The sequence below is a fragment of the Shewanella goraebulensis genome (assembly GCF_030252245.1).
Classification (GTDB): Bacteria; Pseudomonadota; Gammaproteobacteria; order Enterobacterales; family Shewanellaceae; genus Shewanella; species Shewanella goraebulensis.
Genome location: NZ_CP126972.1, coordinates 1,650,550 through 1,664,726 on the forward strand (window position 1 = coordinate 1,650,550; position 14,177 = coordinate 1,664,726).

The following is a 14,177-nucleotide window of genomic DNA, read 5'->3' on the forward strand; positions in this document are numbered from 1 at the left end:
AAATAAAAACAACTTGTTTGCTAGTTACCGTTTGGAGTTAATATGAAAAAGCTTTTAGTTGCAGCCGCAGTTTTAGCATTAAGTGCCTGTAGTTCATTAAAAACAAGTAGTGACTACGATCCAGCTGTTTCGTTTGAACAGTACAAAAGTTTCGCTTGGGTAGAAAAGAAAAACGAAGATAGTACTTACCATTTAGATGGATTGATGGACCAACGTGTTAGAGATGCGGTTAATTCGCAGCTAACCCAAAAAGGTTTGTCGCAAGTAGATGCTGAACAAGCTGACTTATTAGTTAACTATCTAACCAAGGTTGATAAGAAAATTAATGTAGATACCTTCAATACAAGCTACGGCTACTACCCATATTACGGTCGTCGTGGCTGGGGTGGAGCAGGGATGAACACACAAACCACAGTACGCGAATACGAAGTAGGAACTTTGATTGTCGACTTAGTTGATAAAGAGAGCGGCAATTTAGTATGGCGTGGCAGTGTTGCAGATACCATTCGCGACCAAAACACTCCTGAAGAACGTGTTGAAATCATTAACCACGCAATTGGTGAAGTGATGATGAACTTTCCGCCAAAGCCAGAAACTAAGTAATATTAGTTTCGTTGTTAAAAGCAGCAGCTTTGTGCTGGTAAACTTGTAAGTTAGTAATTACTACTTTAAAACCACCTTACTTATGAGGTGGTTTTTTGTTTTGTATTCTAAAGTAATGATGTATCTTGAAGTTTTATTGAGTTTTTAACCATGCATTTGTATCAATTTTCATCAAATAGGGGCATAAACTCTAAAAGCCATTTCTTTACAAAAATAGCTTTGCTAAAATTAATAAATTGGTGATAACGGAAGTCACCACTGGATGATATAAGAGTAATCAAAGATGAAGTCATGGTATTTGTTATATTGTAAGCCGCGTAATGAACGACGTGCTCAACAAAATTTAGCCATGCAACAAATTGAAAGTTATTTACCCATTGTTCAAGAAGAGAAAACCTCTCAAGGAAAAACCAAGCTTTTCGAAGTCCCTTTGTTCCCTTGTTACCTGTTTATTTATTTTGATCCAACTGAAGTGAGCGTTAGTCGCATTCACTCGACTCGTGGTGCTTCAAGGATTATTGGTTGTGGTGAGAACATGACTGCAATTGATGAAAGAATTATTCAAAGTATTAAGAATAGAGTTATGCGGCATAAACCAGATATTACTCAAGGTTTACAAGCTGGCGATAAAGTAACGTTTACCGAAGGACCATTTGTTGATCTAGAGGCTATTTTCGAAGAAAAAAATACTGAAAAAAGATGTTTTGTATTACTCAGCATAATGGGACAACAAAAAAGACTGAATATAAACAGTGACTCTTTACGTAAGGTTAGTTAGTCAGAAAGCTACATTACTGAGATATAATGTAGCTTTCGAAGTTTAAAATTAGTATTGATAGGTAGTATTTTAAATGAGTTTAACGAACATTGTACCGAACGTGTAACTTAGCTAAAAAGTGTCTGCTTCAAATAAATTAGGAATTTTGAGTATTCAAAGGGCAATATGGAAGCCGTAATCTATGGGCGGTAGCGTGTTTAAATTTTTTTTAATTATATGGTAGAGACTGAATAATGGATTATTTTCTCCCTCTTTTAAGTAGTTTTTTGATTTCATTTATTACAATTCGATTGAGTAAACCTATTGCTGTTAAGGCGGGGTTAGTCGACTTTCCAAATAGCAGAAAAATGCATGTTGGTGCAATTCCATTAGTCGGTGGAATTGGTATTTATATCTCAATTCTGACTGCTTCAATGATTTTTATCGAACATAGCAAAGAGTTAAATTTATACCTCGTTGCGGCGGCACTTGTGTTGTTTCTTGGTGGCTTAGATGACCGTTATGATTTAAGTGTAAAAGTAAGATTGGTTTCGCAAGTCATCGTTGCATCATTAATGATATTTGGCACCGAACAGTACTTTACTTCTCTAGGAGGCATTCTTGGGCCCTTTGAAGTATATCTAGGGCTTTTCGGAACCTTGTTTACTGTCATAGCGATTATTGGCGGCATTAATGCTATCAATATGATGGATGGTATTGATGGTCTAGCTGGGTCTGTTAGTTTAATTACTTTCGTGAGTTTAGCTTTTTTACTCAATAGAGCAGGCAGTGATTGGGTATTATTGCCTATTTTGTTTATTGCTGCATTACTGGCCTACTTGATGTTTAATTTAGGTTGGCACCGTTCTCTCACCAAAGTGTTCATGGGAGATGCCGGCAATATGTTTATAGGGCTTACCATTGTTTGGCTAATGGTAATCGGCACAGACTCTTCAAGTAACCAAGCGTTTAGACCTGTCACAGCACTATATTTGATGGCGATTCCTTTGATGGATATGGCAGCTATTATGTATAGACGAATTAAAAAGGGACATTCTCCCTTTAAGGCAGATAGAGAACATTTGCATCATATTTTTGAGCGTGCGGGCTTGAGCAGAAAGCAAACCTTATTTTTTATTTCTGCCATTAGTGTTGTTTTTGCTGTTGTGGGCTGCTGGTCTGAAATTATGCAAGTAAGCGAATGGGTTATGTTTGCTGTCTTTATAACCATTTTTATTAGTTATAATTGGACGTTACAAAATATTTGGAAAATTTTAAAAAAGCTAAAAAGTCGCTAATATTATTAAGCCTATTCAGGGTTTTAGAGTTGTATTTAAGAGTAAATAAGATAATGAAATTATTGCTAAAAATTGCATTTGTATCTTTTGTTGGGACTATAGTTGCGGGTTGTAGTTCTGCCCCTCCGAGTGTTCAGGCGAGTAGGCCATTAGTAGAAAAAGTCATTCCAACAGCATCTAAAACTGAAGTGCCAGTACAGTTATGGAATAGTCTATCTAGCGAAGCACCTGGTAATGTTGTTGAGTATGAAAAGCTGCAGGTAACCCTTGGATTGGCATATTACTCAGGCTTAGGTGAATTGTGTCGAAAAGTAGAAATTAAGCCACTTGAAAATACACCAGACAATATCAACAGTTATTCAGTAGAGAATCGGATTGTTTGTCTTCAAGAATCATCAAATAAGTGGATGTTAATCCCCGTTGTTATTGATGAACAAAGCGCTACACGAGGTTTCAACTAGTGATGAAAATAATAAACGCTAGCTCTTTAATTTTTTCTTTTCTTTTTTGTGTTGCGACATCTGCTAATGCGGTTGGAACGAATGACATTAACGGCCAATTAGAATCACTTGGTGGCGAACAGGCTGCATTGTCAAACTCTGCAATGGAAAATGGCAGTTTTAATAAGCAAAACAGAAATAACCTTTTATTACCAGGTGAGGCAAGTGCGGAAGAATTACTACCTGTATCTGAGGCTGGTCTCCCACCGCCTTATGGTGCCAACTTATTTGCGGGTGGTTATGAAAGTGAGCGTTTAGACGGGCTTAATGAAGATTATTCTATTGCAGCTGGCGATAAAGTTTCAATTTGGCTTTGGGGCGCAGTTAATCAATCTGAAGTGCTGACGGTTGATAATCAGGGAAATCTATTTATTACCAATGTTGGCCCTATAAATGTAGCAGGGGTTAAAGCAAGTCAGCTTAATACTGTTGTTTCAACAAAAATCAAACAAACATACAAATCAAGTGTAAACATATACGTAAACCTATTAACTGCCACTCCAGTAAGTGTTTACATCAGCGGCAGCATTATTCGCCCTGGGCAATATGCTGGCGTTGCATCAGACAGTATTCTTTACTATCTCAAAAGAGCTGGCGGAATAGATTCGGAGCGAGGAAGCTACCGCTCGATTAAAGTCATAAGAAGTAATCAAGTTATACAAGAGATAGATTTATATGACTTTATGCTCAATGGTTACTTACCAAAGGTTACTTTTAAAGATGGCGATGTCATCTTAGTTGAAAGACAAAAGGCGACGGTTGTTGTTACAGGTAGTGTTCGAAACCCATTTAGATTTGAATTTAAAGGCGAGAAGCCTCAAGGCAGTGAATTAATCCATTATGCACGCCCATATTCAAAAGTTAGCCATGTCGGTGTTGTTGGCGATAGGGAGTTTGGTCCATTTTCACTCTATTTACCTTTTGGTGAATTTAAAGGTTTTGACTTAAGTGACGGTGATAGACTGTTTTTTAATGATGATATTAGAGCCCAAGTCTTTGATATTCAAGTTGCAGGTAGTTATAAAGGGCCATCGTATTTTGCGGTTAAAAAAGAAACCCGTTTACATGATTTACTCGCCAACATTGAAATTGACAAAGATTTAGCTAACTATCAAGCCATTTATGTTCAACGAAAAAGTGTGGCAATAAAGCAAAAAGAAATGATTGACCAGTCGTTAGAGCGATTAGAGCGAAGTGTATTCACTGCTCCTGCATCGTCAGATGGCGAAGCTAGAATAAGAGCTGAAGAAGGCAAGATGATCCTTGAATTTACCGAACGTGCTCGGAAAATTATCCCTCTGGGTAAGGTTATCGTTTCGGATAACGGTAAAGTTGCCAATATCAGATTAGAGCAAGGCGATATTGTACATATTCCAGCGAGAAGTGATCTAATTCATGTGGGGGGCGAAGTCATTATGCCTCAAGCTGTTGTTTATAATAGCCAAGCGGTTGTTGAAGACTATGTCGCTTGGGCTGGCGGTTATAGTGAAAGAGCTAACTATGAACAAATAATGATCATACATCCCAATGGAATGATTAGCTTAAATGCTACTGGTGCGTTAAACCCTGGCGACCAGTTATTAGTGCTACCTAAAGTGGATGCTAAAATCATGCAAGCCGTTAAAGATGTCACACAAATCATCTACCAGATAGCCGTTGCTGCAAATGCGATAAATTAATATGTCAGTAATTATTAAACGTAATAGGTGGCAAATATGGCGTGATGTCATTTTTGCTCTTTTCGTTCGCGAAATCAGAACAAATTTTAATGACAAATTTGGTATAGCTTGGTCTGTAGTAAGCCCATTGGCATTTATATTTATTTTATCCTTTATTCGCGGCAAAATGTCAGGAGAAGATATTCATTCCGTGCCTACTTTTGCCTTCATGGTTTATGGGTTGCTCAACATACAGTTTTTTTTAGAAACATTACAAAATACGTCTATGGCGATTCAAAAAAATAAAGCATTATTTGCTTTTCGCCAAGTACAACCAATTAGCAGTATTCTAGCAACTGGCCTATTTTCATTTTTAGTGAAGTTAACCGTTTACCTTTTTGTTTTGATGGTTATGTATTTTATTGGTATCGAAATCCATATAGATAACCCTTTAATGTTATTTTTTGTGTTTGTGTTGCTTTGGATTCTGGCTGTTTCGCTGGGCTGTATTTTAGCTGTCGCTAAGTTGTATATTAGAGAAATAGGTAAAATCCAATCCTTAGCAACAAGACCACTTTTTTTCATATCAGGAACATTTTTTTCTTTACAAGATATGCCAAGAGAATATTGGGTATATTTCAATTGGAATCCAATTTTACATGCAATAGAGTTATCGAGGTACGCAGCTTATGAAACTTATGGAACAAATGGAGTAAGTCTGCTTTTTTTAGCTGGTGTAACGCTGGCGACTCTTACCTTATCACTCGCTTTTTATTTTTCAAATTGGAAACAGGCAATTAGTCAATAGTATGATAAAAATCAGTGGATTGACAAAGTATTATCCTTCTAAACTTGGACGACAATACGTTTTTGATAAACTAAGTTTTGAAATTCCATCTAATAGAAATATAGCGATACTTGGTTCAAATGGAGCGGGTAAATCGACACTTTTTAGAATGCTAGCAGGGAGTGAATATCCGAACTCTGGCTCAATTACAACTGATCTAAACCTTTCTTGGCCAGTTGCTTTAGCTACAGGAATACACCCGCAAATGACTGGGAGTGAAAATACTCGGTTTATAGGAAAAATTAACGGTATTTCTAATTTAGATATTTACGAATCTAAAGTTAGAAAGTTTTCGGAATTAGGTAAAAAGTTTGACCTTCCGGTGCAAACATACTCCAGCGGTATGAGAACTAGACTTGCTTTTGCGTGTTCTTTATCCATTGATTTTGATGTATACCTCATCGATGAAGTCACTTCTGTAGGTGATGCGAAATTCAGAGAGAAAGCGAAAAAGTCTTTGTTAGAAAGGAGCCTTTCAGCCAATATCATTATGGTTAGTCACGAAATGGATGAACTCAGAAATTTCTGCGACAGTGCTATTGTCCTCAATAAGGGCGAGCTGAAGTTTTATGATGACATCGAACAAGCTATTACAATCTATCAGGCGTTATAACATGAACAATTTTTCGAAAAATCTAAATGATAGATTTATTGATTTAAAAAATTCTATTAGTGAAGAAAAGTGGCAAAGCAGTACTTCCCAATATGCACTGGCTCAACAACTTGCTGAAAGTGATAAAAAATTAGCTCAACGAGTTATGCAACGAGTTTGCAATATGAATCCTAAAAATGAAGAATATAAGCAGTTTTATAATCTTTTAACGAGCGAAATAAATAGTAAAAATTACAATGTGAGTAAAATAATAAAAAAAATTAAAGTTCCAACAGGTAAATTTGATGCTAAAAAGGTCAAAGTTTTTATCGTAAAACCTTTCATAATGTTTGTATGTATACCTTTCTTAATATTTGCATTTTATCAAATTTTTATTGCAACCGAACGTTATGAAAGTCAGTCGCAGTTGACAGTCCAACAACCTGATAGTGCAGCCACAATGGATGCAACCATGGCTCTTCTTAGTGGTTTTTCTATAGGAGGTAGTTCTAACGTTGATACTGAATTAGTTAAAGCATTTATTTTTTCAAAAGACATGCTCAATTATTTGGATTCTAAAGTTAACTTAAAAGCACATTATGAAAGCAATAATGTTGACTTCTTTACTCGTTTAAATGAAGACTCTTCCGATGAGGACTTTCTTGAGTTTTATCAAAAATATACTGAAGTGCTAATAGATGAAAAATCAGGTGTTATAACTCTAAAAACACAAGCATATACACCTGAATTCTCGCAAAGAATAAACCAAGCAATTGTTGTACATGCAGAGTGGTATATAAATTCAATTAGCCATCAATTAGCTGAAGCTCAAGTGACGTTTATTAATGATGAACATTTAAAAATCACCAGCAGATTAGAATTGGCAAAGAAAAATCTTCTGACTTTTCAACAACGAAATAACCTTCTAGATCCAGAAGCAGAAGGATTAGCATTTCAACAGATTACATATGGGCTCGAGTCTCAGATTGCTACCACTAGTGCTGAGTTAAAGTCATTAAAAGCGATAATGACAGACAAGGCGCCACAAGTAATGGTACTTGAGTCAACACTATCGGCTTTATATCAACAATTAGAGATAGAAAGAAATAGATTATCAGAACAGGGTGATAGCAGTAACAATCAATCAGCTGTAAGTGAAGTGTTAACACAATTTTCAGAGTTTAAAATTGCTTTAGAGATTGCTCTACAGTCATACACATCATCAGAGATTTCATTACAAAAGGCTAAAGTAGAAGCTTACAGGAAATTGAAGTTTCTTGTTGTTGTCGAAACTTCAACGTTACCTCAAGATGGCAAGTATCCAAAGATTTTTTATAATACTTCGTTATTTGCAGTGCTCCTATTGATGTTATTTGGAGTTGGAAGAATAGTGATTGCAACAGCTAAAGAGCTTGGATAATAAAATGTCTAGAACAAAATTAATTAATAAACATAAAAATGCAAAAACAAAAAAAGGCATTGTACTAGCGGGTGGTTCAGGAACAAGGCTCTATCCTTTAACTAAAGTAGTTAGTAAGCAGCTTATGCCTGTTTACGATAAACCTATGATTTATTATCCAATATCAATTTTAATGATGGCAGGAATAAAAGACATACTCATCATTACAACACCAGAAGAATTGTCTAAATTTAAATCATTATTGGGAACAGGTGCTGATTGGGGGGTTAGCTTCAGTTATGAAGTACAAGCTGAGCCAAATGGCTTAGCAGAAGCTTTTATAATCGCAGAGGACTTCATTGGTGATGATTCGGTCTGTTTAGTCTTAGGCGATAACTTATTTTATGGACATGACCTTACTCCACAATTAACGGAAGCTGCTAATGCACCATTTGGCGCAACAGTGTTTGGGTATCATGTTTCTAATCCTCAAGACTATGGCGTAATTGAGTTCGATGCTAACAGAAAAGCTAAAAAAATTATTGAGAAGCCGACTAGCCCAATATCTAACTACGCTATTCCGGGATTATATTTCTTTAACAGTGACGTAGTTAAAATTTCAAAATCTTTATTGCCCTCTTCTAGGGGAGAATTAGAGATAGCTGATGTTATAAATACATATCTGAATAACAATGATTTAAATGTTTTAGTTATGGGGCGAGGAACAGCTTGGCTTGATACCGGTACTCATGACAGTTTGTTAAGAGCTGCAGAATTTATCGAGACGGTTGAAAAGAGGCAAGGGTTGAAAATTTGTTGCCCAGAAGAAATTGCATTTAGGAAAGGTTTCATTACTGATTCACAATTGAGATCTTTAGCTGAGCCCTTGAAGAAATCAGGATATGGGCAATATCTAATAAATCTTTTAAAGCATGATACTTTTTAGCTTGTTAATTTTACAAGTTGTTGTCGGTAGTAATTTTAAGAGGTCAAATGAAGTTTATTGAAACAGGTATTCCGGACGTAAAGATAATTGAACCACAAGTTTTTCGTGATGACAGAGGCTATTTTCTTGAAACTTTTAGACAAGATTTATTTGATGAAAATATAGGTCAAACTATATTTGTACAAGAAAATCAAAGCCGCTCTTCCAAAGGAACCTTGCGTGGTCTTCATTACCAAACTTCTAATACGCAAGGTAAGTTAGTGAGAGTAACCCGTGGTGAAGTATTTGATGTAGCAGTAGATATGCGCCAAGACTCACTTAGTTTTGGAAAATGGGTTGGCGTAATATTGTCAGAACAAAATATGCGTCAATTATGGGTGCCACCAGGTTTTGCTCATGGTTTTTATGTTACCTCAGAAATTGCAGATTTAGCCTATAAATGCACAGACAAATATAATTCTGAAGCTGAAATATCGGTGCTTTGGAATGATAAAGATATCAAAATAGAATGGCCTTTTTGTGAAAACATTGAATTAACACTTTCCGATAAAGATAAAAAGGGTTCAAGTTTTAAGCAAGCTCCTAAATTTAAAGGATACTTTTGTGGTTAGAGTACTAGTGACAGGCAAAGGGGGACAGTTAGCGACTGAACTAAGTATTTCTATTCCCAATTTTGTTGAGTTTTTGTGTCTGTCGAGTGATGAATTAAATATTTGTGATTCTGATGAAGTTGATGAAGTCATTACGAGTTTTAATCCTGATGTTGTGGTCAATGCTGCTGCGTATACTCGTGTTGATCTAGCGGAGAATAACTCTGCACAGTCTTTTTTAGTTAACGAGCAGGGGGTAAAAAATCTTGCCAAAGCTTGCCAAAACATTAACGCGCAACTGATCCATATTTCAACGGATTATGTTTACGATGGTACTGGTAATAAGCCTTATAAAACCACTGAACAAGTTAGTCCAGTCAATGTTTACGGACATTCAAAGTTAGCTGGTGAAAATGCGCTAAAAGCTTTTCCGGAGCTCTCTAAAATGGTAATTAGAACATCTTGGGTGTATTCAAAGTATGGAAATAACTTTGTAAAGACAATTTTAAATTTGTTGAAGTCAAAGCAAAGTGTTTCAGTTATTTATGATCAGATAGGCACGCCAACTTGGGCTGCAGGCTTAGCGGATACAATTTGGGAAACAATTGCTAAACAATTTGATTCTTCAACACAGACTTTTTGTCCCACAAGTAGCTTGCTTTCTACAGAAAGCGATAAAGAGTTAGCAGTATATCATTGGACGGATGCAGGTGTCGCTTCTTGGTATGATTTTGCAGAATCAATACAAGACTTGGCTTTTGAGAAAGGTCTAATCGAAAAAAAAATCCCGATCATTCCAATCCCTGATAGTGACTTTCCTACCATAGCAAGGCGACCAAGATATAGTGTGTTATGTAAAGCTGAAACAGAAAGCTTTTTGGGGAAGCAGACCCAACACTGGCGAAAACAATTGTCATTAATGTTAGATGAATTAAAAATCGAGAGTGAGACAACTTAAATGAATCCAAGAAATATTCTTGTGACTGGTGGTGCAGGCTTTATTGGTGCAAGTTTTACCCATTATTGGTTGAATAAATTTAAAAATGACAGAATCATAGTTTTAGATTTGCTCACGTATGCAGGAAATATGAGTAACCTAAGTCAATGTTACGAAAATAACAGGTTTGAATTTATTTGGGGTGATATTGGAAATTCAGATCTTGTTGAGTCCATTCTAGTCAAGCATTCGATTGATACAATCGTACACTTTGCTGCTGAATCACATGTAGATAGATCAATATTATCACCTGATGCTTTTATTCAAACTAATATCAATGGCACATTTAGTTTATTAAATGCGGCAAAAAAAGTATGGATTGACACCCCTAAAGAAAACAATCAACCAGTGATAAAACATCGATTTCATCATGTCTCAACTGATGAGGTTTATGGTTCATTATTACCTAATGAAGCAGCGTTTACTGAATTAACACCTTACTCACCTAATTCACCTTATTCAGCAAGTAAGGCGGCAAGTGATCACTTAGTGAGATCATATCTACATACATATGGCCTACAGGTAACGACATCTAATTGCTCTAATAATTACGGTTCTTTCCATTTTCCTGAAAAGCTAATTCCTTTAGTGATTACTAATGTACTGCAGAATAAATCAATTCCGATATACGGAGATGGTAAGCAAATTAGAGACTGGTTATACGTTGATGATCACGCATTAGGGATTGAATTGGTATTAAATAAAGGCAAGGTAGGTGAAACTTATAATATTGGTGGCAATAATGAATGGACCAATATAGACATTGTTAAATTAATATGCTCGCAAATTGATTTAAAATTTGCTGAAAACTCTTATCTGAGGGAAAAATATCCTCAAGCTTTTGCTGCATTATCTGGCGACTCTGCCTCATTGGTAAGATTTGTTACCGATAGGCCTGGACATGATAAACGTTATGCAATTGATGCGAGCAAATCTGAAAGTGAATTAAATTATCGTCCAACTAAAACCTTCGAAGAGGGGATTGTAATGACGTTGGACTGGTATTTAACAAACGACGATTGGTGGCAATCCATTATTGATGGAAGCTATTTAGAAACAAACTCAAAATATATGATTATTTAAAACGGAACTTATACATGAAGCTTACTCCAGTAATTATGGCCGGTGGTTCAGGCACTCGTTTATGGCCACTAAGTCGGTCACTTTTTCCAAAGCAGTTTCTTGCATTAGCATCCAGTGTCAGCATGCTACAACAGACTGTACAAAGAACAGAAGGCCTACCTGCAGGTAAGAGTGTTTTACTTTGTAATGATGAGCATCGTTTTTTAGTTGCAGAGCAACTACGTGCATTAAATTATCAAGGTGCAAGAATTATGTTGGAGCCCGCTGGCAGAAATACGGCTCCGGCTATAGCATTAGCGGCATTTGATATTGTAGAACAGCAGAGTGATGCTTTAATGATGGTGATGGCAGCTGATCATGTCATAGAGAATCAACAGGCTTTCGAATCTTCAGTACTAAGTGCTATCGAATTGGCAAAAACTGATAAGTTAGTGACTTTTGGTATCGTCCCAAATGCACCAGAAACTGGTTATGGATATATCAAGAGAGGCGCATCAATAGAAAGCAATGCTTACACTGTAAGTGCCTTTGTTGAAAAGCCAAACCTTTCCACAGCAAATGAGTACCTTGATAGTGGAGAGTATTACTGGAATAGTGGCATGTTTATGTTTAAAGCCAGTATTTACTTAGCTGAACTTAAAAAATATGCTCCAGCCATTTATGAAGCATGCGAAAAAGCCTATACAGACAAATCTGAAGACTTAGACTTTATTCGAGCTGGTAGTGAAGCATTCCTTAGTTCGCCAGATGATTCAATTGACTACGCCATTATGGAACATACAGCCGATGCGGTTGTTGTCCCAATGGATGCAGGTTGGAGTGATTTAGGATCTTGGTCTGCACTTTGGGATATAGATACTAAAGATGATAACCACAATGCGACTAATGGCGATGTTATCCTGCATAATACTAAAGGCTCGCTAGTACATGCTACTAGCCGTTTGGTCAGTACTGTAGGTATCGAAGATATCATTATTGTTGAAACTAAAGATGCAGTATTAGTTGCTTCAAAAAATGAAGTCCAAGATGTCAAAGAAATCGTCAATAAACTTAAAGCTGAAGGACGAACTGAGTTTAAACATCACCGAGAAGTTTATCGTCCTTGGGGTAAGTATGATTCGATCGATAATGGTGAGCGTTATCAAGTTAAGCGTATTACTGTAAAACCTGGTGCCAAACTGAGTGTACAAATGCACCATCACCGTGCTGAACATTGGATTGTGGTATCAGGAACAGCAAAAGTGACCAACGGCGATAAAGATATATTGCTAACGGAAAATCAATCAACTTATATTCCAGTTGGCGTTATTCATGCTTTGGAAAATCCGGGTAAAGTGGATCTAGAATTGATTGAAGTTCAATCAGGTAGCTACCTAGGTGAAGACGACATAGTGCGTTTTGAAGACCGTTATGGCAGGGTGGGTAAATAATTATGATAAACACAACACTCATCAGCTCACAAGTATTAGCAACCAGTGGTGTCCAATTTGGTACTAGTGGTGCCCGTGGGTTGGTGGTTGACTTTACAGCTAATGTTTGTGGTGCTTTTACTGCAGCCTTTATCAAGGTTATGCAGCAAAATCACTCGTTTAATACCATTGCTATCGCCATTGATAACCGACCAAGCAGTGAAAGCATGGCAGCGGCCATTGCTGCAACGGCTAAACAACTGAATATTGATGTCGTCTATTATGGGGTTATCCCAACGCCAGCCTTGGCTTATGCTGCTATGCAGCAATCTATACCTTGTATCATGGTGACAGGAAGTCACATACCATTTGACCGTAATGGCCTAAAGTTTTACCGCCCCGACGGTGAAATTACTAAACAAGATGAAGTTTCAATCTTGAATAGTGATTGCCAATATCAATCAATTGAAGTGCTTGATGACTTACTCGTTAACGATAGCGCTGCAAATTTATATGTTGAGCGCTATACCCGTATGTTTAGCGATAAGCCTTTGAGTGGTAAATGTATTGGTATTTACGAGCATTCAAGTGCAGGTAGAGATCTATACCCTCAGGTATTTGAACAGTTAGGTGCTGAAGTTATTTCTTTAGAGCGAACAGACACATTTGTGCCTATCGATACCGAAGCTGTATCGGATGAGGATTGCCAAAAAGCGATTAACTGGTCGGCAGAATTAAAATTAGACGCCATATTTTCGACTGATGGTGATGGTGATAGACCGCTAATTTCCGATGAAAATGGCCACTGGCTTAGGGGCGATATTTTAGGTCTTTTGTGCGCAGAAGCCTTGAAGATTGAAGCCCTTGCTGTTCCCGTAAGTTGTAATACAGCAATTGAGTTATCGAGTAAGTTTGCTAAGGTTTCACGTACTAAAATTGGTTCACCTTATGTAATAGCTGAATTCTCAGCATTAGCTACTGAATTTAATACATTTGCAGGGTTTGAGGCTAATGGCGGCTTTATTTTGGGAAGTGACATCAAAGTTAATGATACTTTAACGAAAAGTTTACCTACGCGAGATGCCTTATTACCCGCAATTGTGGTGCTAGTTGCTGCGTCAAAGGTAAACCTGTCAACGCTCGTAAAACAACTGCCAAATCGAGTGACAGCCAGCGATAGAATTAAGAATTTTGCAACACAAAGAAGCCAACAAATCATATCTAAAGGGGTAGAAAATCCACAGCAGTTGTTAGCTCAATTAGGATTTACTGAACAGCTTGTAAGTTGTACAGATACAACAGATGGACTAAGGATGACGCTGCAAAATAATGACATTATTCATTTAAGACCTTCAGGAAATGCTCCGGAACTTCGTTGTTATGCAGAGTCTAGCGCTGAAACAGCGGCAAAAGGTTATGTATCACGAGTATTGGGTAAAGTAACATCGTTGTAATTAAACGGCATAACGACATCATTAATGGTGTTGTTATGCTTTTA

The 14,177-nt window shown here is 36.9% G+C and carries 14 protein-coding genes; all 14 read left to right on the forward strand.

Going from position 1 to position 14,177, the window contains the following annotated elements; translation table 11 throughout:
• Positions 1-42 precede the first annotated feature (42 nt).
• Positions 43-603 (forward strand): DUF4136 domain-containing protein, encoded by a 561-nt coding sequence (locus tag QPX86_RS06945; RefSeq protein WP_285164722.1) that lies wholly within the window; start codon positions 43-45, stop codon positions 601-603.
• 283 nt (positions 604-886) lie between these two features.
• The gene (gene rfaH, locus QPX86_RS06950) at positions 887-1,381 is read left to right on the forward strand and encodes a transcription/translation regulatory transformer protein RfaH (protein ID WP_285164723.1); all 495 of its coding nucleotides are present in this window, start codon (positions 887-889) and stop codon (positions 1,379-1,381) included.
• A 233-nt stretch (positions 1,382-1,614) separates the two neighbouring features.
• Positions 1,615-2,658, forward strand: coding sequence for a UDP-N-acetylglucosamine--undecaprenyl-phosphate N-acetylglucosaminephosphotransferase (gene wecA / locus QPX86_RS06955; RefSeq protein WP_285164724.1), 1,044 nt, complete (start codon positions 1,615-1,617; stop codon positions 2,656-2,658).
• Between the two features lie 53 nt (positions 2,659-2,711).
• Positions 2,712-3,119, forward strand: coding sequence for a hypothetical protein (locus QPX86_RS06960; RefSeq protein WP_285164725.1), 408 nt, complete (start codon positions 2,712-2,714; stop codon positions 3,117-3,119).
• A 2-nt stretch (positions 3,120-3,121) separates the two neighbouring features.
• The gene (locus tag QPX86_RS06965) at positions 3,122-4,837 is read left to right on the forward strand and encodes a polysaccharide biosynthesis/export family protein (protein WP_285165147.1); all 1,716 of its coding nucleotides are present in this window, start codon (positions 3,122-3,124) and stop codon (positions 4,835-4,837) included.
• Position 4,838: 1 nt separating this feature from the next.
• Entirely contained in the window at positions 4,839-5,624 is a 786-nt protein-coding gene (locus QPX86_RS06970) for an ABC transporter permease (protein ID WP_285164726.1), read from the forward strand.
• 1 nt (position 5,625) lies between these two features.
• On the forward strand, positions 5,626-6,276 hold the full coding sequence (locus tag QPX86_RS06975; RefSeq protein ID WP_285164727.1) for an ABC transporter ATP-binding protein: 651 nt from the start codon (positions 5,626-5,628) through the stop codon (positions 6,274-6,276).
• Position 6,277: 1 nt separating this feature from the next.
• Positions 6,278-7,675, forward strand: coding sequence for a lipopolysaccharide biosynthesis protein (locus tag QPX86_RS06980; RefSeq protein WP_285164728.1), 1,398 nt, complete (start codon positions 6,278-6,280; stop codon positions 7,673-7,675).
• A gap of 4 nt (positions 7,676-7,679) precedes the next feature.
• On the forward strand, positions 7,680-8,600 hold the full coding sequence (rfbA, locus tag QPX86_RS06985) for a glucose-1-phosphate thymidylyltransferase RfbA (protein WP_285164729.1): 921 nt from the start codon (positions 7,680-7,682) through the stop codon (positions 8,598-8,600).
• A gap of 47 nt (positions 8,601-8,647) precedes the next feature.
• Positions 8,648-9,211: a dTDP-4-dehydrorhamnose 3,5-epimerase gene (rfbC, locus tag QPX86_RS06990; RefSeq protein WP_285164730.1), complete on the forward strand. Its 564-nt coding sequence runs from the start codon at positions 8,648-8,650 to the stop codon at positions 9,209-9,211.
• On the forward strand, positions 9,204-10,148 hold the full coding sequence (gene rfbD / locus QPX86_RS06995) for a dTDP-4-dehydrorhamnose reductase (protein ID WP_285164731.1): 945 nt from the start codon (positions 9,204-9,206) through the stop codon (positions 10,146-10,148). The genes rfbC and rfbD overlap by 8 nt, the downstream gene beginning before the upstream one ends.
• Positions 10,149-11,270 carry a dTDP-glucose 4,6-dehydratase gene (gene rfbB, locus QPX86_RS07000; RefSeq protein ID WP_285164732.1) on the forward strand — a complete coding sequence of 374 codons (1,122 nt, stop codon included), beginning with the start codon at positions 10,149-10,151 and terminating at the stop codon, positions 11,268-11,270.
• 14 nt (positions 11,271-11,284) lie between these two features.
• The gene (locus tag QPX86_RS07005; protein ID WP_285164733.1) at positions 11,285-12,700 is read left to right on the forward strand and encodes a mannose-1-phosphate guanylyltransferase/mannose-6-phosphate isomerase; all 1,416 of its coding nucleotides are present in this window, start codon (positions 11,285-11,287) and stop codon (positions 12,698-12,700) included.
• A 2-nt stretch (positions 12,701-12,702) separates the two neighbouring features.
• On the forward strand, positions 12,703-14,133 hold the full coding sequence (locus tag QPX86_RS07010; RefSeq protein WP_285164734.1) for a phosphomannomutase: 1,431 nt from the start codon (positions 12,703-12,705) through the stop codon (positions 14,131-14,133).
• Positions 14,134-14,177: the final 44 nt, after the last annotated feature.

Coding starts and splice junctions, on each gene's coding strand:
- QPX86_RS06945 (WP_285164722.1), top strand. CDS start 43: ATGAAAAAGCTTTTAGTTGCAGCCGCAGTTTTAGCATTAAGTGCCTGT.
- rfaH (WP_285164723.1), top strand. CDS start 887: ATGAAGTCATGGTATTTGTTATATTGTAAGCCGCGTAATGAACGACGT.
- wecA (WP_285164724.1), top strand. CDS start 1,615: ATGGATTATTTTCTCCCTCTTTTAAGTAGTTTTTTGATTTCATTTATT.
- QPX86_RS06960 (WP_285164725.1), top strand. CDS start 2,712: ATGAAATTATTGCTAAAAATTGCATTTGTATCTTTTGTTGGGACTATA.
- QPX86_RS06965 (WP_285165147.1), top strand. CDS start 3,122: ATGAAAATAATAAACGCTAGCTCTTTAATTTTTTCTTTTCTTTTTTGT.
- QPX86_RS06970 (WP_285164726.1), top strand. CDS start 4,839: ATGTCAGTAATTATTAAACGTAATAGGTGGCAAATATGGCGTGATGTC.
- QPX86_RS06975 (WP_285164727.1), top strand. CDS start 5,626: ATGATAAAAATCAGTGGATTGACAAAGTATTATCCTTCTAAACTTGGA.
- QPX86_RS06980 (WP_285164728.1), top strand. CDS start 6,278: ATGAACAATTTTTCGAAAAATCTAAATGATAGATTTATTGATTTAAAA.
- rfbA (WP_285164729.1), top strand. CDS start 7,680: ATGTCTAGAACAAAATTAATTAATAAACATAAAAATGCAAAAACAAAA.
- rfbC (WP_285164730.1), top strand. CDS start 8,648: ATGAAGTTTATTGAAACAGGTATTCCGGACGTAAAGATAATTGAACCA.
- rfbB (WP_285164732.1), top strand. CDS start 10,149: ATGAATCCAAGAAATATTCTTGTGACTGGTGGTGCAGGCTTTATTGGT.
- QPX86_RS07005 (WP_285164733.1), top strand. CDS start 11,285: ATGAAGCTTACTCCAGTAATTATGGCCGGTGGTTCAGGCACTCGTTTA.
- QPX86_RS07010 (WP_285164734.1), top strand. CDS start 12,703: ATGATAAACACAACACTCATCAGCTCACAAGTATTAGCAACCAGTGGT.